A 19,963-nucleotide genomic window follows, 5' to 3' on the forward strand; every position below is an offset into this window, starting at 1 on the left:
TCGCTGTAAACAGGTCCGTGGAATAAATGCCGCTCCCTTGCATCACGCCCAAGACCAAAAAAGCACCAGCAATAGCTGGTGCCTATGTTATAAGTTTTTCGGGACATTTTCAAAAACGCTTGACATAACTAAATTGATAATTGCTAGTTCCATTTAGCTAAGTAAAACGGCCAATTCTATAATCCGTTTTTCACACTTCAATTTCAATGCCAGATTTAAAGCTAATCACAAAGTGCTTTTCGTACACCGTGACGTTTTGGATCAGCTTCCTTACTAAAGTGTCATCATACAGTAGGGTGCGATATTTGTTCCTGCGGATAAATCCTATCAGTTCGTCTATCCGCTCATTCTCACCACTTAAGGATGCATCTTCCACAAGAAGCCTCTGTCGCTCTTCACGGAGCTTATCAATCTCATTAGCTAGGAATTCGTAATCTTTTCCCTTGTTGGCAAGGCTAATTACTTCTTTCTGCTTTTCCTCTAGCAGTTTGTTAATCTCTGAAATCTTATATTCTGTGGTGTCACCAATTACCGCATGGATGTTATCTTCTAGTGTTCTTATCATGTTATCTCCACCGGCAAGGAGTCTATTAATGGCAGTCATTACCGTATCATATAAATCTCCTTCTTTTACCGTTCGATTCTTACACGTTTCAGGGCCTTGCTCGATTCTTGTAACGCATCGCCAAACAAACTCTTTTCTACCACGTATATTCCAGTAGACCCGTCTGTAAATGTCCCCGCAATCTCCGCAGAAGGTTATGGTGCTCAAAGCGTATTTACTGCTATAGAGTCTTTTGTTTTTATCTGCCCCCGTGTAAATATTATTCCTGCGATGAAGTTCTTCCTGAGCCTGTAAAAATAGTTCCTTTGGTATGATCGCCTCATGGCTATTTTCAACATAATACTGTGGGACATGGCCTTCATTCTTGACTCTTTTCTTTGTAAGAAAATCCACGGTGAAGGTCTTCTGTAAAAGGGCATCACCGATGTACTTTTCGTTCATCAGAATCTTCTTTATGGTCTCCGGTCGCCATCTTGGTTTTCCTGCAGCTGTTAAAATACCGTCCTTCTCAAGATCCCTACCAATGCCTGCTAGGCTTTTACCCTCAAGGTACTCTCTGTAAATGCGCTTAATGATTTCAGCCTCTTCAGGAACAATGATTAGGTTTCCTTCTTCATCTTTTGTGTACCCCATAAAGCGATTATGGTTGATCTGGACTTTCCCTTGCTGGTATCGATACTGAAGTCCAAGCTTAACGTTCTGGGAAAGGCTCTGACTTTCTTGCTGCGCGAGGGATGCCATAATGGTCAGAAGCACCTCTCCCTTGGCATCCATTGTGTTGATGTTCTCTTTCTCGAAAAACACCGATATGTTCTTATCCTTTAGCTGCCTAATATACTTTAGGCAGTCCAGAGTGTTACGGGCAAATCGACTGATGGATTTTGTAATAACCAGATCGATGTTCCCCTCCATGCACTCGTCGATCATGCGGTTGAACTCTTCTCGTTTTTTCGTGTTCGTGCCTGAAATGCCGTCATCTGCAAATATGCCTGCAAACTCCCATTCAGCATTTTTCTTTATAAACTCGGTGTAATGCGCCACCTGCACCTCATAGCTTGAGTTCTGCTCTTCAGTTTCTGTAGAAACACGGCAATAAGCAGCAACACGTAGTTTCTTTACTTTTTCTTTTGCGGCTGTACTTCCGACCCTTTTTCGTGCTGGAATTACAGTTATGTTTTTCTCTGCCAATTTAAACCTCGCTTTCTATCAGACTATACAGGTACTCCGCTCGCGCTACTGGATCATCTGGAAGCTTACCTTCTGATTTTCTCACTTTAAATCGCTCTATAGGTGGGGGAGAACTGAAAGCTGCAAGCTCTGCAATCCGCCCTAAGTCCTTCGCACGTTTACTTCTAACTTCTTCAGCCTTATCAAACGTCTCTTTATCAATGATTGCGGGGTATACGTCATTTCCAAGATAGTTGACATTTTTCAAAATACGCCCCATGGATGAATGTGTCTTTTCAATACCAGCCTGCTCACCGGCCACAGCTAGAGAAAGTCCTGAAATGTACTTTTCAAAGAAATCACTTACTTGATCCGCAGCCCTTTCATCAACGGTAACAACTCCGTCCGTAATTGTATATCCGTATGGTACATAGGCCATTTACCTCACCACCCTTTCTTTAAGGGAAAGTCCACATTTTAGTTCAAATATCAGTTCATCCCTTGAATTTACAATGATGTTTTCTACAAACTTTTCAAACGCCTCGTCTGTATAGTTGCCATCAAACTTATCTTTAGAAACATAATCAAAAAGCGCCTTTACCTCATCTGCCTGTGATGTGCCACTTGTAAATGACATGACCAGATTCGTCTTCTCAGTGGTTAGATTTTTTATTTCGCTATCCAGAGCATTTCGTTCCTTGCTAAAAAGTGCCGGTTCAAGAAACCCTTTTGTCATAAGGCCAATAAGTGTATTGCGCTCTTCGGTCAATTGCTCCATGCGCTTATCGATGGCATCAATTCTTTCAAGGTCACACTCTTCTTGGTTTTTACTTATATCATCATAAAGTGGCCCAAGGATAATCTTTCTGCTGTAGGCAAGCTTATTCATCATGGTGGCAAAGGTAGCCTTTATCTCTCCATCCCGAATAAATAGCATGGAGCAGCTGTCCTTGTCTTCAATATGCCCTATGCAGCTCCAGGCGATATAACTTCTACCGGCAGAGTAGTTTGTTTTTCTCCTAAACTTGGACCCGCATTCTCCACAGACGATTCTGCCGCTTAATACATATCTGTTTTGGTACACGTTCTTGTTAACAGCCTTACTCTTCGCTCTTTGTGTTATCAGCTTTTGTGCCTTAGAAAACACTTCTTTGCTGACGATAGGCTCATGATGATTCTTGCAGTAAAATTGGTCTTTCTCACCTTTATTAGGTCGTCGACTGTAATTGCTATCCGTGTATGTCTTTTGGAAAAGCGCATCCCCTTTATATTTTTCATTTCGGAGCATATCAATCACTGTACCTGAGCTCCAATGGTTTCCTCTACTTGCTGGAATCTTGTCTTTGTTGAGACCTTTTGCGATTACACTGCCACCTTTACCTGAAAGGCACTCTGCAAAAATGCGTTTAACTATCTCTGCTTCTTTTGGCACAATTACCATCTCACCGTTCACATTGGCATAACCATAAGGCGGGCTGCCAATAATGTAGTTGCCATTTTGAAACTTTTTATTGATTGACCATGTGGTATTCTGTGAAATAGACGCGGACTCTTCTGCGGCAAATCCCGATAAAATTGAGAGCATTAATTCACTCTCCATATCGCCCGTGTTCAGATTTTCTTTCTCAAAATAAATGAACACACCGATATTTAAGAGCTGCCTTACCAGTTCTAAGCAGTCCGTGGTATTACGTGCAAAACGGCTGATGGATTTGGTGATAATAAAATCAATCCGATCACTTTCACAGTCTAGAATCATCCGAAGAAGCTCAGGTCGTTTTTCCTTCTTAGTCCCTGATATGCCTTCGTCATAATAGAGCCCTGCAAACTCCCACTCTGGATTGGATTTAATGTAGTTTTCGTAGTGCTCCCGCTGCGCTTTAAGGCTTTCTAGCTGTTCATCGCTATCTGTTGAAACCCTGGCATATGCAGCCACTCGAAGTTTAATATTTGAGGACTGTGCTTTAGTCAGTTCATCGATCTTCGTTATCTTTTTCATTGTCTCACCTCGCTTTCTTTCATTACATATATCACTCTAAAAGCCACTAATAGCAAGTGATTTAAGACATAATCTCAGCTAGCTTTGGTGAGAATTTCTGTCGGTTTAACGCTGATATTTTTTGTCGTTCATCCTCTGTAATTTTGCCTTCTTTCTGAAGCATCCTGATAATACTTTCTGCTATATAAAAGTCATACTCTCTTTGCAACTGTTCCTCTGTCATCGGTTCTGTCTCACCCTTGATGGGGCTGCCATCTTTCACTTCAATAATCTTCATAAAAAAAACACCTCCTACCTGGTAGCCACGGCAAGAGGTGAAATCTGATGTTTTAACTAATCTTTCTTATAAAATTCGAAGGTATAACCATCGGTATCAAGAAGCAACCCCTTTGCCCATGGTGGAACTCTACTCATCTGCTGGCACACCCTATCAAGTGACATGCTAGGATCCGCCTCAATAATAACCTCATCATGCACATGAGCCACAATGCGACAAGTGCTTAGTATCTTGATGGCATGCATCAATAGATCACGAGAAATTGCTTGGACAATGTTTTCCACAAACTTAGGTCCATAGCTTTCAAGTCGATCCCATTTCTTTGTAGCACCGACACCTTCGTAAGTGACCGATTCTCCACCGAAGATATTCTCACCAATCTTTGGTTTAACATAGGCAAGCTGCCTACCAGATGGAAGAACGATAAAGAGCATTCCACTCCTGTAGTGAAATTTGATATTTTGTGTTTCTTGAGACTGCTTTTCCTTGATGCACTTCTTAGCTGCTCTATCCACATCCCACCAGAACTTTACGATGTACGGATTGGTCTGCCTCCAGGCGTTGACAAGAGGTTTAAGTTCTTCTTCCTCAAGGCCCATATCCAGTGCGCCCATAGCCTTTAAGGCTCCCACTGATCCACCGTATCCAAGTGCCAATTCTGCGATCTTACCTTTCTGCCTTAAATGACCGTTCACACCATGCTTTTCTACAGGGACACCAAACATCTGTGATGCGGATGCACAATAAATATCACCGCCACTTGCGAATACTTCATTTCTCCACTTTTCACCTGCAAGCCATGACAGCACACGGGCCTCAATAGCAGAAAAGTCGGCAACGACAAACTTACAGCCTTCCTTCGGCACAAAAGCTGTCCGAATAAGCTGTGAAAGAGTATCAGGTATATCTTCATAGAGCAATTCAAGGGCTTCAGAATCACCACTTTTTACGATGCCTCGTGCCTCTTTTAAATCCAGCATATGGTTTTGTGGCAGGTTCTGTAGCTGCACAATTTTTGAGCTAAAACGCCCTGTCCGATTGGCACCCAGAAAAGTAAACATACCACGAATCCTGCCATCACAGCAGACTGCATTTTCCATTGCAGAATATTTCTTAACAGATGACTTTGCCAGTTGCTGTCGGAGTTTAAGCACCTCAGCTAGATAATCTGGTGCGTCCTTTAATAGCTCTACTACAGCTTTTTTACCAAGGGTATCTGTTTCCACACCATTTTCAGAAAGCCAGCCTTTCATTTGTTGTACTGAGTTTGGGTTGTCAAGCTCTGTTATTTCCTGCATCTGATTCATCAGCTTGATGCGGGACATCTCATCCATAGCGATAGCCTGTTTTACAAAGTCCATATCTACTTTGATGCCACGATCATTGATTTCCTGGTCAAGGTGGTATTCACCCCATATTTCATCCGGCACAGGAAACTTACTAAGCCTCTGCTGTATCTGTATTTCCGCTTCAACATCTCGCTTGTTATAATCCTTAAACCTCTCCCACTTTTCTTCATCATCACTTGGTAGATTGCGAGTTCTACCACCATTTGATTTGGTAGGTGTACATGGTACACAGAAATATCTGATCAGGTCTTTACCTTCTGTAAGCTTTTGTTTTTCAAGACCAAGAACTGCACCCACACCAACTAAGGATAAGGGAAGCCCCATATAGGCAGACCATACCTTTGAGCATTTCCATGAGGATGGATTTAGATATTCTCCACAAGGGTGTCCAAGATATCTGGATAGACAGACACGCTCAAACTGAGCATTAAAAGCCCACTTGGCTACTTTTTCATCGGTCAAGGCATCCAGTATGATCTGTGGTATCTTTTCACCTTTCGCAAGATCAACCACTATCACCTCTCCACCGTCAACAGAATAACCAAAGAGCAGTATTTCAAAATCATGGCTTTCGCAGTATCTGTAAATTCCTGATTTTTGCAGATTCACTGAGGAATAAGTTTCTAAATCTATGCTAATAGACTTCATTTTCGATTAACCTCTTCTCTTCTTTATTTCTGACACTAATTGCTGTATCTAAATCTTTAAACCATCCAAGATATCTGCGACACTTATTATATGAAATAGAAACTTGGTAACCTCCAGTATGTTTTGAAACTCCTTGTTTTCCAGTTTTATTATCACATCGTATTGGCCTACGAAAATCGACTTTGCCATTACTATAAGCATGTTTAAAATTCTTTTCTCTAGTAGACCATTCTAGATTTGACACATGATTATTTTGCTTATCAAGATCTTTGTGATTCACTTCATATTCGTGGGTTTTAGGTTGTGGCAAGAAACAATCCGCAACTAACCTGTGAATGTAAAAACGTTGTTTTATACCTCTATAACTCAAAGTAATGCCTTGATAACCGCGACCAGAAGTTTTAGGAGTTAATATACGTCCATGAAAATGAGAATAAACTCTTCCATAATTACTTACTAGATAGCGACCCTCATATCCGGGTATGTCTCTCCATATTTCATCCATTTATTTTACCTCCGTTCCTAAAAAAGCAGGTGGTAGAGGAAACACCCCCACCACCGTCAATTGGCCTTTTCTATTAGGCAAGGAAGTCATCTTCTGCAAGAGTTGTAAAATCATCTGCTGCAGAAGTCTTTCCGCCAAGAGGCTCGCCATCTTTAATCTTTTGAATGTTGCCAAGTCCGCAAGCCACACCTTTGTTTCCGTTGGAATTGAATGCGAAAAAATTCAGAGAAACCCTAGCAAAGCATCCGCTGTACACCTCACCACGATCCATGATTGGCTTAACGCTCTTGTCCACAATCTGTGGTGGGGTTTTGCTGTTAGCATTGATAAAATAATGCCCCTTGTATGCCTCGTCATCGCGTTCCAAATCTCCGTCACGCAAAGGAATTTTAATGGCAGCCTTGTTGGGCTTCTTTCCACCAAACTTTGCGATACCTTCCTCAATAGCGGCATCAATTGCAGCATTTACTGCGTTAATGGTTTCTGTATCGTCCTTTGGAATGAGTACAGATACGCTATACTTTTCAGCACCACCGTTGACGGAAACCGGCTCCCACCCATGGAAGTAAGAGAGTCTTGTGTTCACACCTGTAATTACCTTCGTTTTATTCATATTGTTTTTCATAATGATCAATCCTCCATAATTTCATTAAATTCGTTTTTTGCGTTCGTTACATTCATAGCCACTCTTTTATCTGAGCTAGGAACAAGAGTTGGCTTTCCCGGTGGTTTTACTATGAGGCTTCCTAGAATTTCCTCAAATTTGGTTTTGCCCATCAGTTTTTGCATCTCTGTCAAAGGAATAAGGCTTTTACGGTAAATATCCTTATATCCGCTTTCTACAGCTTTTTCTGCTACAGTATCTTCATCTTTGTACTTACGAACCGAGCGACCTTCCACAACTTTAAAACCACTCCACTCTTTCCCATGGTTAACTGCTGCATCTGTGGCATAAGCAGTTATTTCACCCGCCCACTTAGTGAGGTCGGGAATAATGTTTAGAATTTCTTCAATCTCACTATCTGTAAGCAGTGGTGGCATCTTAAACTCCTTCTGGGCCAGTTTGAGCTTTTCATCAGCTCTTGCACGGCATCTTATGGATGCTCTGCAGAAAGTACACCATGGACCAGGGATATATTCACCTTCCCCTTGATAGGCTTTTGCTGCCTTTGGTTTTAGTTCCTCTTCTGCCCAAGCTTTGAGTTCTTCTACCGGAACAGTCCAGGTGCTGACGTTTTCTCTTCGTGGCTGGAAAATAGTCATTGATACTTCTTTGATGTCGTAGAGACTGTCATAGATTTCAAGAGCCCCTAACGCATAGAGTTTCATCTGTGGATTGTTTTCTGCATCCACAAGGACTCCAATTCCGTATTTGAAATCTACTATGTGAAGTCTATCATCTGAGATGATTACACAATCTCCAGTCCCAAATCCATCTGGCACATAACAAGAGAAATCAAGACGTTGCTCAATTAGAACGATAGGATCTGTACAGGACTTTCTTGCGAGTTCTACCTGCTCCATGATGAAAGCAACGTAGTCGTCTGTGCATTCTTCCATTTCATCTGAATCATATTCTGACACAGGCCTCTTACTTCTGATGTGGAGAGCCTTTTTCAGTTTGTGTTCTGAGAGTTCATGTGCTGCAGTACCTGCTTTTGCCGCCTCTCCACTTGTGTTTTCAAACTCAAGTTCAAGCCTTGCAGATGGCAAGCAGTGAAGCCATCTGTGTGAAGAAGATGCAGATAGTATTGCGTGATTACCCATTGCCAAGAACCTCCGCATCTTTCAAGATGTCAGCATAGTAGGCCTTGTCAACTGCACTGAGCTTATCCGCACCATACTTCCCGATAATAGCTCTGACTTCCGCAGTAAAACCAAGCTGGCTTTTTTCGGCAAGAACCATACGCACTTTTTCAAGTGGGATCTCCGGCTCTTTAGTTGTTTCTGTCTTTGTGGCAGGTACTTTTTCAGGTACAGCATCACTTTCCGTCATTGCCTTACAAACCACTTCTATGCTGTCTGCAAGGCTTCGCATATCGCTTACCACATCAAGCAGTAACTTTACTTTGCTCAAGTTCCTTTCCTCCTTTCCTAGTCTCACAGATAGCAAGTTCCTGGACGCTATCTCCTGGAATCAGAATTGTTACACGCTGTTTATCTCCAAGGAGGAAACGTAGAATGCGCTCCCTTACGGTGACATTACGGCAAGTAACGATTCCGCCTGTCTGTGGCATTTTTGAAACACTGATCTTCAGGTTGTGTTTCATATCCATCACCTCTTTCTGAAGGGTCATTATTTGTTCCCCTCTATCTGGTAGCCTTGGGAAGGATGGAAATCTGACGATTTTATGAAATAACAAAAAAATAATGCCCTCAGAAGTTTTAAACCTCCAAGGGCATAATGCTTAACTAGTCAGTTTTGATAAAGGCATCTGTAAAGCCTGCAGCTTTTACTCTGGCCAGCATAGCATCTGCATTAGATTTTACGCTATAGGCCCCGACCTGAACATGGTAAAGCTTTTTAGTTGTAGGAGTAGGAGCCGTCAGTAGCTTTTTAACGTCAGCCCTGAAAGTATCCATACTCTTACCATGCCTAGAAAACCAGTGCCGAGGATCTCCGTGATTGCTGGCGATTTTCTTTTGATAGCCTTCATAGTGGCCGATGATGTCTTTCTCCGTCAGGTCATAGAGTTTACAAAGATGTGCGCAAAGCTCTGTGGCTTCTTTGTAGATCGCGTTGAAGTAGGCTGCATCGGACAGGTTGTCTTCACAGATTTCAAATCCGATATGACTGTTGTTGGCGTCACCTCCTGCATGCCAGCCTCTATGATCCCATGGCAGGGTTTGATAGGTAGCAACAGTACCATTTTTTAGCTTTCCAATAAAGGCATGGACACAAACTTGTCTACCACTGGGTCTATGTTGGTTCCAATGATTGTTGTACTGGTTTTCTCCCAGGATGCCATCATCTGGACCAACGTATCTACGAAGATAAGGGTTATTAGCCCCAGTGCTGTGGACCATGATTCCTTTGGGCTTGATTTTTCTGCCTGTTTTATAGCATTCATTTTCTGTAAAGATTAGCTTTTTAAGGTTCATTGTTCTCCTCCTTCAAGATGGCCATGCATTACTTTGTTCCATCTTTATCGCCACCGTCTTTAAGTTGTTCCAAAACATCGCGGAGCTTTTCTGGAATAGGCAGTCCAAGTCTTGTGGCATTTTCAATAATGCTGATTCCTTCATTGGATAGGTAGAAGAAGATGACTGCTGTTCTGATAACACCACCATCACCGATGATGTGCTGATCAATGATGTGGGCAATGCCTACCAATGAAAAAATAACGACTTTCTTGAAAATGCCCCGAGCACCCACGTCACTGGATAAATGCTTCTCGATAATGGCGCACATGACACCAAGCAGATAGTCAATGACAACAAAGGCAATTAGGGCATATAAAAATCCATCGTAACCTCCGAGAAACCAGCCAAGCCAACCGCCAAGGCCAGCAATAGCCAGTTGAATATAAGTCCAAATATCTCTCATTGTTTTTCCTCGCTTTCATGTAGATTTATATATAAAAAGACGCCCAGCTAAAGGCGTCATAATCTGATAATAAAGGGCTTCAATTAGTAAGGTGCATAGTAAACATACCCGCTGGCTTTGGCATAGAAGCCATCTCCGGGAATGTACATGGCACCATCGAAAGTATCGTATTGGGAAGTTGTTAACCCTGGCTGATGCAAGCATTCCCAGGTAATCCCATCAGAGGATACACAAAGGCTGCTCTCTTTTAGAAGCGCGAACTTACCCCAGTCGGGCATCCAGATGATGTTTCTTGGATTTGGGATGTTGTTATTTGCCAGATCCCCTACCCAGGAGAGATTGGTTTCAGTAATTTCTGTGGCATTATCGTTCATCACGCAGAGCTTCACATAGTAGGTGTAAGTGCCGCCTACATTGGTGTAATTGAATTTCATCACAAAGAGCACACCATTGATAGAACGGATGAACATGTACCTTGTATCATTCACATCTTCAGGAATGGTAGTTCCCCAGCTTCCTGGACTTGATGTGCTGGCTCTGGCGATGGATTTGTCACCACCAACAACTCCCACAAAGTATCCTTTGTGCCTGGTCAGGTATTTAAAGATGGGGACTGAGGTTCCGTCAGAGCCTACAAGGGTCCAGGCAGTTCTTTCTTCCAGGGAATCAAAGCTGTAGTAAACCGGTGACTTGTAATACCACCAGCTGACCACCCCTGAGCCTCTGTCCATATCATAAGCACCACAGGTCATGGCATTTTGCGCTCCGGCGCAGTATCCTGCGTTATGCCAGGTAATACCATCAAAGGATGCGATGATATTGGCGAGACCCACGATCTTTGCGATAAAGACACCATCAGCAGCATAAAGAATTTCAGGCTGTCCATGACTCCACCAAGGAACACTGACAACGGTCCATTGTTTGGTGGTCTTGTTCCAGTAGGACATGTATGGGGTTTTGGCGTAATAAACAGCTATCTGAGCGTTTCCGTTATCATAGACATTAATCTGTCTTTCACTTCCGTATTGGGTGTAGCCAAAGTTGTTATAGTACTTCTTGGTCCAGCTTAAGGTAGGAATAGGAAGGACAATGCTGCCTCTACCACCAAAAGCTGTCCAGATGGCCAAGGTGTTATTAAAATTACGATCATAGCTCATGGCTTTCCTCCTTAAACTTTCTCAATGGCTGTAATTCTTCCGCTAGAATCAGTGGAGTAGGTGTAGCTTCCGGTTGAGCCATCGGCATAGGTTACTTCAAAGGCTGCAGCATCAATCAGAAGTGAAGAGACCTCTTTAAGGAGAAGCTCTGAGAAAATGTCTTCTAAGGCAATGCTGGTGATCCTGCCACTGGAATCAGTGGTGAAGCTGTACTCGGCATGATACTGATGGGTATCACCTTTTTCCACTTCATAGGTCACATTGATTTTGTTATCAACGACCGACAGTGTTTTTACAATGGTGTAGGAGACGCCTAAGTCATAGACCTGGTTTTGAAGATCATCCACGGAGCTTCCAACATTAGATATAGAGTTTTCTATGCGATAGAAGGTATCAGAAATACTTGGCCTGTATCTTCCCACCTCCACTCGGATGTTGAACCTGTAAAAAGGATTGTACTCAAGAGAGATGATCCTGGTTTTCACATTGATACCTAATGGATTGAAGATGATGTGCACATTATCACCAACAGCCAAATCCATCAGCTTAAAAAAGGAAATATCATAGGATGATGCATTCTCCCTTGAGTCGTGGGATACAGCCACGTTTGTAACATTCTTTGACCCCATCACGGGGATATAATCATTGGAGCCTCTATGGCTACGAATATTAATGCTATAGCCATCGTACTGGATTTCACCACCCAAAATAGCAATGAACTGCATAAGAGCAGCTCTCCTGGAAACCTTCTGGTTGATTTTCATCGTGACACTCTCTGTAAAATCCACAATCCCAGCTGAAAAGGGAGTGCCTGCAAGGAGCTGGGATAATCCTGCAAAAGGATCACCCGTGAAATCAAAACTGCTTATTTGATACATTTCATGATTCAAAAGATAAGACACATGCTCACAAAGAACAGAGCAGACCGGTAGGCTCCCTTGAATTGATTTACTAATTTGGACCAGTTCAAAATACTGATTATCTAGTTTTGCAATTTGCCTAGTTTTTAAAGCCAATGCAGACTTCGCCATAACAGTAAATGAGAGGGTAAATTCACCCTCTAAGGTTTCTCTAATATTTGAGCTGATGACTTTCTTAACGGACTGAATCATGGTTGCTCCTGCGTAAATTTCAATCAAGGGATAGCCTCCTTTCTATTAACTTCCTGCCACACCAAGGTTTCTAACTGTTACGGTGTTTTGGTTCCACTGAAGCTGTGCAATAACTCTTGTAAGAATGTTACCGTCAATGGTAAGAGGGATAGTTACATCAAAGACTGCTCCGTCAGAACCACCAAAACTTCCAGTGACTTGAGAGTTCAGGTCCAAATCAAAGTCTGTAGGAATAGCTCCCTGCATATCTTTTTCCACATCACCCATGGCTTTCTCGAAGCCCTCTCCAATACCTTCACCCATGTTGGAACCAATGCCTGCAAATACCTTTGAAGGAGATCTAATACCAAGAACCTTCTTAACGCCACCAACAATTCCGTTGACCATATTTTTCACCTTTTCTCCAAGCCAACCAATCATCGATGCGATACCGTCCCATAAACCTCTGGTGATATTTCTTCCGACTTCTAAAATTGATGGAATCCCACGGGCAAGTCCGGTGACAATAGACATGATGATCTGAGGTAGTTGAGCCACGATCTGTGGAATGGCTCTAATCAAGCCCATACCAAGCTGAATGGTCAGCTGAACTCCCATTTCAATGAGCTTTGGTAGGTTACTGGTGATAAAGGTAATGATGCTGTTAATAATCTGAGGCAGTGATTGAATCAGAGTTGGTAGAGAGTTTAAAAGCCCCATAGCCAATCCGCTGATAATCTGAAAAGCTGCATCCAGCACCAAGTCCAGATTGTTGATTAAGGTGGTAGCGATTAGAATCACCGCTTCTACAATGGAAGGAATAATTTCTGGAAGAGCATCTCCAAGGCCCGTTGCAAGGGTCACAATCATAACTAGCGCCGCTTCCACCAGGGCAGGAAGATTGGAAATAATCCCATCTACCAATGTAAGAACAAGCTGCAGCGCACCATCTGTAATTTGAGGTAAGGCTTCGATAAGGCCACCTACAATGGTCATGATGATATTGGTTGCCGCTTCAATAAGTGTGGGAAGATTATCTAAAATCCCACTGACAAGAGCCAGAATCAAATCAGGTGCAACTTCTGCAATAGCTGCAATAAGTCCAGTAACCACATCCAGAATTTGAGGAAGGATGACGGCAATCTGCTCAACCGTCTGTTTTGCACCTTCTTTTAACTGCTCGGCGGCACCCTCTTGGCCAGTGATAAGGCCCGTCAAACCATCTAAAATCATGGTAAAACCAGGAAGGAGCTGTGAGGTGATGTTGTTTTTCACCCCAGCAAAGGAGCGGGTGAGGTTATCCATGGCGTCTGTGTAGTTCACCGCAGCGTCTACAGACTCATCGCTCATAACCAGACCCAGTTCACTGGCTTTGTTCTTAAGGGCATCGGTGCTTTCAGCGGTCTGGTTTAAAAGTGCCCCCAGTTCAACTGAAGCACTCCCAAGCAGGTCATTGGCAATGGCCGCTTTTTCACCTTCATCAGAGATCCCTTGAAGACCTTTAATGGTCATTTCAAAGACTTCTTCACGGGTTTTTCCCTGTAGATCTGACATGGAAATACCTAGTCGTTGAAACTTTTCAGTGGCTGAGGAACTCCCATTGATGGCATCGTCCACAGTGTTATTGAGTTTTTTCATTCCATTATCTAATGAAGAGATACTTGCTCCATTTTGGGAAAGAACATAGTCCCACTCTTGATAGCCTTTTCTGGAGAGACCAATTCTCTGGCTGGCCTTATCGATTTCATCCCCTGCAGCCGCAGCATCATTAGCCATATCAAAGAGCTTTTTACCTGCGGTGACAGCAGCAGTTCCAATGGCAGCCATGGCAACGCCTATCCCGGCAGCCACACCTTTCATAACTGAACCGAGCTTTTCAAACTTACCACCTGAATCATCTGCCACTTTTGCAGAGTCTTTGATTTCATCCCCAAACTTGTCCGCTTCCTTACCTGCATCATCAAACCCATCACTGGCTGCATCAAGAGCCTTGTTGTTGTCATCCAGCTCTTTTTCCATTTTGTTCAGATCTGCATTTGCATTGTTTAGCTGAATCTGCCAGGCTTTTGTTCGCTTGTCATTTTCCCCAAAGGACTCCGCAGCATTTTTCAGCGCAGCTTCAAGGGTGGATACTTTGTTTTTCTGAGCATCGATCTCTTTATTTAAGACTTCATTTCTTGCTGTAATAGCCTTGATGGATTTATCTTGCTTATCAAACTGTGAAGTAACCAGATTCATTTCAGAACCCAGCACCTTGAATGTTTGATTGATATCTCGAAGAGAGCTCTTGAACTCCTTTTCACCCTCAACACCGATTTTCAGGCCGAAGTCCGACATAGCGTTCACCTCCTTTGGGGCATAAAAAATGACACCAATGTAGGTGCCACTCTAAATGATTTTGTTATAGAAATTCTGGGATAATTTCGTCGATGTAGCGCTCTTGTTTCGGTTTGGATATTCCGGTAAATTGCTTGTGACACTCCCAAAGGTCCATCAAATAGCCAATGGGCATGAGCCATACTTCATCTTCTAAACGCCTTAAATGGACTGTTCCAAAGTAGATAAGTCGGGTAAAGACTTGTTCATCACTTACCCGACCACCTCGTTTTTTGAGTCGTCACTCTCCACATTCCTTTTTGTACCTTTCATCATACTGGCCATAATGGCATTCTTGTAGTTAGCCAGGTCAAAGGGAGTGGTAAGAAGCTCCACTTCATCTTCTGTGAGAAGTTCTTTTCTATCATCCTTGTTCCTAATATTGTGGATCAGGATGGACTGGTTTGCCAGAAGGGTGATGAGCCACACCACCTCTTCAAGTGCCATTTCAAAGTTCTCAGTTTTCATGAGCTTATCGCCCAAATTCTCAAGACCACCATAGCGCTTGGCAATTTCCTTTGTAGCTTTGGTGGTAAGAATCATCTTGAACTCCGTGCCGCCAATATCAATGGTGGTACTTCGTTCTTCAGCGGCCTCATCAACTTTTAATTTTTCATCTGCCATGATCAACCCTCCCATTAAGAAACAACAACAGTAGCCACTGTGGTCGTTACGTTTTCTGCACCACTAGAGCTTAAGACGCAGTAGTAGTAATAGGTATCTGCCAAGAGGTCCGTTGGAATATCAAAGCTCGCAGAAGTTTCTCCATTTATGGCAGTACCGCCAGTGGTGCTATCGATGGTATTTTCATACCACTGATAAGTTACAGGGTTTGAGGTGTTGGAGCTTGCCACAACAGAAAGGCTTCCAGTAATGCTTCCTTCAGTGACCTCTGTGAGAGTTGCTGGTTGAGTTGTAATAGTTACGGTCGGCGTAACTGGGGTAAAGTTTGGTTCATACACTGAAGCAAACCAACTTGTAATTGTTGATGCAGAAACACCATTATCTCCTTCAGTGACTTCCGCTTTCCAAGGATGCTTGCTTTCTCCGTCCAGTTTGTTTCTTCTAAAGACGGTTCCTTCTATGGTGGGACTGCTAAATGTAATGGAGTCGCCTTTGGTGGCAAGGCTTGTGGCGGGAACAGAGAAGATAACCCTGTAGAGCCAAAAGTAGCGATACTTTCCATTTGCCTTCTTGGCACGAAACCCAACTGCCACAGGGCTGCCACCATCTTCACTTCTTGAAACCACCACATTGTTGCTGTCAATTTTGCAGCCGGTTAAATCCTGAGCTACAAGTGAACCAATATCATCAATCCCCAGGCTTAGTGATCCACTCTTAAATTCTTTGACCACCTCGCTGGCACCGTCATCTGCGTAGAGAATGGCTTCAATGAGCTCAATACTCAGCTCTGCAGTCATGGCTTTAGCCAGTACTTTAGGGGTGCCATAGGTTTCGATGCCATTTTGATCTTCGGTGATCTTGGCATAATATAGAGAATCCAATCCGATTGTTGCCATTTATTCTTCCTCCGTTTCATATTCTTTCATTACGTCAATGGCGTAATGATGAAATTTAGTATCGTGTTCATAACCAACATACTGTCTGTCCGTTATGGTTATCCCTCCAGATTGTAGAGCCTTAGTCAGTTCTTTCTTGCGCTTCATATAGTTCTTCTTCGTGAAAAGAGACAGCCTTGCCTCTGAGAGAATCATATAGGCCTCATTATCTGCAAAGAGATCCAGTCTATCAGACATGGGGGTAATAACCAGATATTCATCAGGCGGCGTATCGGAAAACACTCCGGTCTCCACAGGAATGTTTAGGGGTCCTAGTATGTGGTTTAAATCCGCAAGTAAGCTCATAGCTTTTCAATCTCCTTATCCAGTTCTGATTTCATAGTTTCAATGCATGCCTTCCGCGATGCGGACTTTGCGGGCTTCAAAAAGGGTTTAGGTGGCTGACCAGATTTACCGTATTCCAGGATATTTGCAATCTTAGCATTGGCGTCGCCATCGCCACGAGGTTCATTGAAGCCAACCTTGACATTGAAGTTTCCATTTCGATCTAGCTTAGTGGGAGAGAGTCCAAGGGAGGAAACCAGCTCACCGGTTGAACGGCTTTTTTCTTTGGTTTCGTTCCCAATAACACCTTTGAGGTTGGCTTTTACTTTATCCAGAACAACTTCACCGCCAGCTTCTAAAACATTAGAGACGATTTCATCTGTTTTATCACCGAGCTTTGAGAACTTCATCAAGAAGTCATCGGGCATTCGCATGGTTGCCTTAGCCACTTGGAACCACCTCCTTTGCCAGCACTTCAATATACATCCCGCGGCCTTTGACATCCTCAACAGATGTTATTTCAAATCTTTTATCACTGTGGATGATCACCATAGATGTTGATATGGTTGTACCTGGGATATGACGAAATCGAAAAAGATCTGTAGCTTCAGAAAAGGAAGCTCTATTTGCCCATTTCTCATTGCCATGGCGACCTTCACGGTAAGCTCTGACAGAAGCTACGATGTTATCGACTTCTGTTTTAAACCCTTCAGCGTCTTTAATGGGGACACTCTCTACAATATCGATAAAGGCATTCATTTTCCCAAAGCTCATAGCTACACCTTCCAATCCCGATCAAGTCGCAGAAGCAAATTAACTGTATTCCATACTTGCTGTCCAGCCTGCACATTATCTGAAAAGAAGCCACCGGTGCTGCCGTCCCTGGATTCATAAAAGTGGGACGACAGCATAATAATGGCTTGCTCTGTGGTGGCTGACATAAGTGCTTCGACATAGTGATTTTCAGGAAGATGCTGATAGCTTTCTGCATACCGGGTAGCGGCGGTGATGTACATCTCAAGTAGTTCATCATCAGCCGAGTGATTAAGAATAAGATTTGCTTTTACTTTTTCCAGCAGTGTCATACCGCCACCATCCTTTCATTAGTCTGAAAGCATAAGCCCTGCAGTCTTAAGCTTGGTGAGGAGGGCATTAAAATCCGTAACCAAATCCTCAACTGTGGCAGCAGTACTTGCGGCTTGATTATCGAGAACGGGGAGGCCAGTAACGACCGCCCCTTCCTTGATTTCAAGCGTTCCACCAATGACGGTTTTCTCACCGCCCTGTTCGGTATAGTTCTTTGTGTTATAGCTCATAGGACACCTCCATTACGCTTTCTGCTGAAGCACTTTGATGGCTTCAGGTAGAATTAGCTTTCCATCCACACGCTGAGTAGCAACAAAGCCCACCTGGCCAGTAGCTGCATAGAGTTCATTAAGTCTCTTAAACACTCTGCCTTGACGATCCGCTACCCAGTAATAGCCAAAGTCACCAAAGATGATGGACTTTGCAGATGCAGCGATGGTAGGAACATAAGATGAAGTGTAAACAGGTCTATTCAAGATGGTATCTGGTGTTCCAGCCTGAAGTGAAGGCTGCCAGATATACTGACCCTGACCATCTTTTAGCTTTCTAATGGCCTTAATGGTGGCATCGTTCATAACAAACACGGACTTATTTCTGTAAGGCGATTTAAGAGAGTAGAAGAGGTCCAAAATCTCATCAATCGAAATGGCAGTAGCACTTGCAGCGGTTACACCGATTTGTGCTCCACCAGTGGCAGCAAGGATACCCGTAGGCTTACCAGAACCATCTCCAGTAAAGAAGGCATCTTCTTCCTTGTTACCAATACGTCTTGCAAACTCCCTGGCAATATAGTTCTCAAGATTAAAGACGCTGTCATTAAGAAGCTCTTCAGACACCTTGATCATGGTACCTAGCTTGTAAGCGCCAATGGAAACCTGACCGAAGCTATCATCGCTTTCAGGAATGGCACCTTCTTCATCAATCCAAGAAGCGGTTCCTTTTGAAGCCACTACTGGAATCTTACGGTCACCAGAAGAAGTTGAGATGACGTTGGCCAGCTTTCTGAAGATATTCTCTTCATCCAGGGCTTCAATAAGGGTACGCTCAAACTCATCCGGTACAAGGTAACCACCTTCAGTGTCGGTTCCAATCTGCAGTGCGTTCTTAATCACTGGATCAAGGCCCTCACCAGAACGCGTACGCATGGCATTCCAGAAGGCTTTCTGGTATTCTGCGGAGGCTCTGCCACCTTTGGATTCCATACCCTGGAAGATAGGTTTTCCGGTAAGTGGCGTGTTAAGTGGCTTTGAAAGCTCGCGGTCCAGTGCTTCCTGCTTTTCAAGACGATCGATCTCTTTACCGAGGGCAACCACATCCGCTTCCATTTTTTCATAAGTTGCAGTGTCTTCAGCTGATACAATTCCATCTGTACCTCTTTTGGTATCCAGGAAGGCTTTAGCCGCTTCCCAGGACTTTGCTCTTTTTTCACGCAGTTCAAGAATTTTATTCATAGTGTTTTCCTCCTAAAATTTAGTGTTGAATTAAAGAAAGCCGCTTTTCTAGCGACTCAATTGGGGTGCCAGTATTCTCTTTTGGTAGTTTGGGTTTTACCTTATCCAGCAGGGAGTTGGTAACAGCTCTGCGGCTAAAGGCATAGGTGAAATCCTCAGTCTGACTTCTTTTCTTTTCATCCTCCAAGATTCCATCAGCAAAGCCAAGTTCGATGGCTTTTTTCGCATTGAGCCAGGTCTCCGCATCCATAAGATGGGAGAGCTTTGTTCTTGACTGGCCTGTCTTGATTTCGTAGGCATTGATGATGCTCTCTTTAACTTCAGAAAGCATAGCGATGGCTTTTTTCATTTCCTCGCTGTCTCCAATGGCCACGGTAAGGGGGTTATGGACCATCATCAGGGCTGTTGGTGCCATGAGTACCGTTGTCCCCGCCATGGCGATGACTGAGGCGGCTGAAGCGGCAATGCCATCAATCTTTACGGTGACAGTGCCTTTGTAATCCATCAGCATGGCGTAAATCTGACTAGCAGCAATGCAATCACCTCCTGGAGAATTGACCCAAATAACAATGTCACCTTCACCAGCATTAAGGTCTGCCTTAAATGCCTTAGGGGTGACATCATCGTCAAACCATGAGTCTTCGGCAATAACGCCATCTAGGTAGAGTGTTCGGACACCTGTATTATCATCACGCGCCCAGTTCCAAAACTTCTTCATTTAGGTTCCTCCGTTTCTTTAATATTTGCGAACGCGTAATGTTTAGCTTCGCATAAGGCTTATTATGGAAAGTAAGTGATAATGTTGAGTTGATCATAATTTGAATATGAGTACTCTATAAACCACTTACATTTCGCCACTATTTTTAATGATAAAATTTAGTTTGTTGAAAAGAACTTAACA

23 protein-coding genes and 1 pseudogene are annotated in these 19,963 nt (G+C 43.3%); all 24 read right to left on the reverse strand.

What is annotated here, in order from left to right:
- Window positions 1–190 precede the first annotated feature (190 nt).
- Window positions 191–1,753, reverse strand: coding sequence for a recombinase family protein (locus GXN74_RS12305; RefSeq protein ID WP_162371242.1), 1,563 nt, complete (start codon window positions 1,751–1,753; stop codon window positions 191–193).
- Between the two features lies 1 nt (window position 1,754).
- Window positions 1,755–2,171 carry a recombinase gene (locus GXN74_RS12310; protein ID WP_162371243.1) on the reverse strand — a complete coding sequence of 139 codons (417 nt, stop codon included), beginning with the start codon at window positions 2,169–2,171 and terminating at the stop codon, window positions 1,755–1,757.
- A complete protein-coding gene (locus GXN74_RS12315; RefSeq protein WP_162371244.1) occupies window positions 2,172–3,731 on the reverse strand; it encodes a recombinase family protein in 1,560 nt (519 codons plus the stop codon). It abuts the gene before it with no gap.
- A gap of 61 nt (window positions 3,732–3,792) precedes the next feature.
- A complete protein-coding gene (locus GXN74_RS12320; protein WP_027107880.1) occupies window positions 3,793–4,008 on the reverse strand; it encodes an SHOCT domain-containing protein in 216 nt (71 codons plus the stop codon).
- Between the two features lie 56 nt (window positions 4,009–4,064).
- Window positions 4,065–6,005 (reverse strand): DNA polymerase, encoded by a 1,941-nt coding sequence (locus GXN74_RS12325; RefSeq protein WP_162371245.1) that lies wholly within the window; start codon window positions 6,003–6,005, stop codon window positions 4,065–4,067.
- On the reverse strand, window positions 5,992–6,510 hold the full coding sequence (locus tag GXN74_RS12330; RefSeq protein WP_162371246.1) for an NUMOD4 domain-containing protein: 519 nt from the start codon (window positions 6,508–6,510) through the stop codon (window positions 5,992–5,994). Before GXN74_RS12330 ends, GXN74_RS12325 begins: the two co-directional genes overlap by 14 nt.
- A gap of 73 nt (window positions 6,511–6,583) precedes the next feature.
- On the reverse strand, window positions 6,584–7,135 hold the full coding sequence (locus GXN74_RS12335; RefSeq protein WP_162371247.1) for a DUF2815 family protein: 552 nt from the start codon (window positions 7,133–7,135) through the stop codon (window positions 6,584–6,586).
- A gap of 5 nt (window positions 7,136–7,140) precedes the next feature.
- Entirely contained in the window at window positions 7,141–8,277 is a 1,137-nt protein-coding gene (locus tag GXN74_RS12340) for a DUF2800 domain-containing protein (RefSeq protein WP_162371248.1), read from the reverse strand.
- Window positions 8,270–8,587: an rRNA biogenesis protein rrp5 gene (locus tag GXN74_RS12345; RefSeq protein WP_162371249.1), complete on the reverse strand. Its 318-nt coding sequence runs from the start codon at window positions 8,585–8,587 to the stop codon at window positions 8,270–8,272. Before GXN74_RS12345 ends, GXN74_RS12340 begins: the two co-directional genes overlap by 8 nt.
- Complete coding sequence (locus tag GXN74_RS12350; RefSeq protein ID WP_425481855.1) at window positions 8,562–8,807, reverse strand: hypothetical protein; 246 nt, start codon at window positions 8,805–8,807, stop codon at window positions 8,562–8,564. The genes GXN74_RS12345 and GXN74_RS12350 overlap by 26 nt, the downstream gene beginning before the upstream one ends.
- 115 nt (window positions 8,808–8,922) lie before the next feature.
- A complete protein-coding gene (locus GXN74_RS12355) occupies window positions 8,923–9,612 on the reverse strand; it encodes an N-acetylmuramoyl-L-alanine amidase (RefSeq protein WP_162371250.1) in 690 nt (229 codons plus the stop codon).
- Between the two features lie 28 nt (window positions 9,613–9,640).
- Window positions 9,641–10,057 carry a phage holin family protein gene (locus tag GXN74_RS12360; protein ID WP_162371251.1) on the reverse strand — a complete coding sequence of 139 codons (417 nt, stop codon included), beginning with the start codon at window positions 10,055–10,057 and terminating at the stop codon, window positions 9,641–9,643.
- Between the two features lie 83 nt (window positions 10,058–10,140).
- A complete protein-coding gene (locus GXN74_RS12365) occupies window positions 10,141–11,214 on the reverse strand; it encodes a hypothetical protein (protein ID WP_162371252.1) in 1,074 nt (357 codons plus the stop codon).
- An 11-nt stretch (window positions 11,215–11,225) separates the two neighbouring features.
- The gene (locus GXN74_RS12370; RefSeq protein ID WP_162371253.1) at window positions 11,226–12,353 is read right to left on the reverse strand and encodes a phage tail family protein; all 1,128 of its coding nucleotides are present in this window, start codon (window positions 12,351–12,353) and stop codon (window positions 11,226–11,228) included.
- A gap of 18 nt (window positions 12,354–12,371) precedes the next feature.
- Window positions 12,372–14,642 (reverse strand): phage tail protein, encoded by a 2,271-nt coding sequence (locus tag GXN74_RS12375; protein ID WP_162371254.1) that lies wholly within the window; start codon window positions 14,640–14,642, stop codon window positions 12,372–12,374.
- A 252-nt stretch (window positions 14,643–14,894) separates the two neighbouring features.
- Entirely contained in the window at window positions 14,895–15,305 is a 411-nt protein-coding gene (locus tag GXN74_RS12380; RefSeq protein WP_162371255.1) for a hypothetical protein, read from the reverse strand.
- 320 nt (window positions 15,306–15,625) lie between these two features.
- Window positions 15,626–16,201 (reverse strand): annotated as a pseudogene (locus GXN74_RS12385) (major tail protein); the annotation flags it as partial.
- Window positions 16,202–16,546 (reverse strand): hypothetical protein, encoded by a 345-nt coding sequence (locus tag GXN74_RS12390; RefSeq protein ID WP_162371257.1) that lies wholly within the window; start codon window positions 16,544–16,546, stop codon window positions 16,202–16,204.
- Complete coding sequence (locus GXN74_RS12395; protein ID WP_162371258.1) at window positions 16,543–16,974, reverse strand: HK97-gp10 family putative phage morphogenesis protein; 432 nt, start codon at window positions 16,972–16,974, stop codon at window positions 16,543–16,545. Before GXN74_RS12395 ends, GXN74_RS12390 begins: the two co-directional genes overlap by 4 nt.
- Window positions 16,967–17,299, reverse strand: a complete 333-nt coding sequence (locus GXN74_RS12400) for a head-tail adaptor protein (RefSeq protein WP_162371259.1) — start codon at window positions 17,297–17,299, stop codon at window positions 16,967–16,969. The genes GXN74_RS12395 and GXN74_RS12400 overlap by 8 nt, the downstream gene beginning before the upstream one ends.
- Window positions 17,300–17,301: 2 nt before the next feature.
- On the reverse strand, window positions 17,302–17,610 hold the full coding sequence (locus tag GXN74_RS12405) for a head-tail connector protein (RefSeq protein ID WP_162371260.1): 309 nt from the start codon (window positions 17,608–17,610) through the stop codon (window positions 17,302–17,304).
- A gap of 18 nt (window positions 17,611–17,628) precedes the next feature.
- Window positions 17,629–17,841 (reverse strand): Head fiber protein, encoded by a 213-nt coding sequence (locus GXN74_RS12410; RefSeq protein WP_162371261.1) that lies wholly within the window; start codon window positions 17,839–17,841, stop codon window positions 17,629–17,631.
- Window positions 17,842–17,853: 12 nt separating this feature from the next.
- A complete protein-coding gene (locus tag GXN74_RS12415; protein WP_012065061.1) occupies window positions 17,854–19,062 on the reverse strand; it encodes a phage major capsid protein in 1,209 nt (402 codons plus the stop codon).
- Window positions 19,063–19,081: 19 nt separating this feature from the next.
- Entirely contained in the window at window positions 19,082–19,780 is a 699-nt protein-coding gene (locus tag GXN74_RS12420) for a head maturation protease, ClpP-related (protein WP_162371262.1), read from the reverse strand.
- Window positions 19,781–19,963: the final 183 nt, after the last annotated feature.

Origin of the sequence: Anaerotalea alkaliphila (assembly GCF_010179735.1) — a bacterium.
GTDB lineage: Bacteria > Bacillota > Clostridia > Lachnospirales > Vallitaleaceae > Anaerotalea > Anaerotalea alkaliphila.

Coding starts and splice junctions, on each gene's coding strand:
- GXN74_RS12310 (WP_162371243.1), bottom strand. CDS start 2,171: ATGGCCTATGTACCATACGGATATACAATTACGGACGGAGTTGTTACC.
- GXN74_RS12315 (WP_162371244.1), bottom strand. CDS start 3,731: ATGAAAAAGATAACGAAGATCGATGAACTGACTAAAGCACAGTCCTCA.
- GXN74_RS12320 (WP_027107880.1), bottom strand. CDS start 4,008: ATGAAGATTATTGAAGTGAAAGATGGCAGCCCCATCAAGGGTGAGACA.
- GXN74_RS12325 (WP_162371245.1), bottom strand. CDS start 6,005: ATGAAGTCTATTAGCATAGATTTAGAAACTTATTCCTCAGTGAATCTG.
- GXN74_RS12330 (WP_162371246.1), bottom strand. CDS start 6,510: ATGGATGAAATATGGAGAGACATACCCGGATATGAGGGTCGCTATCTA.
- GXN74_RS12335 (WP_162371247.1), bottom strand. CDS start 7,135: ATGAAAAACAATATGAATAAAACGAAGGTAATTACAGGTGTGAACACA.
- GXN74_RS12340 (WP_162371248.1), bottom strand. CDS start 8,277: ATGGGTAATCACGCAATACTATCTGCATCTTCTTCACACAGATGGCTT.
- GXN74_RS12350 (WP_425481855.1), bottom strand. CDS start 8,807: ATGACCCTTCAGAAAGAGGTGATGGATATGAAACACAACCTGAAGATC.
- GXN74_RS12355 (WP_162371250.1), bottom strand. CDS start 9,612: ATGAACCTTAAAAAGCTAATCTTTACAGAAAATGAATGCTATAAAACA.
- GXN74_RS12360 (WP_162371251.1), bottom strand. CDS start 10,057: ATGAGAGATATTTGGACTTATATTCAACTGGCTATTGCTGGCCTTGGC.
- GXN74_RS12365 (WP_162371252.1), bottom strand. CDS start 11,214: ATGAGCTATGATCGTAATTTTAATAACACCTTGGCCATCTGGACAGCT.
- GXN74_RS12375 (WP_162371254.1), bottom strand. CDS start 14,642: ATGTCGGACTTCGGCCTGAAAATCGGTGTTGAGGGTGAAAAGGAGTTC.
- GXN74_RS12380 (WP_162371255.1), bottom strand. CDS start 15,305: ATGGCAGATGAAAAATTAAAAGTTGATGAGGCCGCTGAAGAACGAAGT.
- GXN74_RS12390 (WP_162371257.1), bottom strand. CDS start 16,546: ATGAGCTTACTTGCGGATTTAAACCACATACTAGGACCCCTAAACATT.
- GXN74_RS12400 (WP_162371259.1), bottom strand. CDS start 17,299: ATGAGCTTTGGGAAAATGAATGCCTTTATCGATATTGTAGAGAGTGTC.
- GXN74_RS12405 (WP_162371260.1), bottom strand. CDS start 17,610: ATGACACTGCTGGAAAAAGTAAAAGCAAATCTTATTCTTAATCACTCG.
- GXN74_RS12410 (WP_162371261.1), bottom strand. CDS start 17,841: ATGAGCTATAACACAAAGAACTATACCGAACAGGGCGGTGAGAAAACC.
- GXN74_RS12415 (WP_012065061.1), bottom strand. CDS start 19,062: ATGAATAAAATTCTTGAACTGCGTGAAAAAAGAGCAAAGTCCTGGGAA.
- GXN74_RS12420 (WP_162371262.1), bottom strand. CDS start 19,780: ATGAAGAAGTTTTGGAACTGGGCGCGTGATGATAATACAGGTGTCCGA.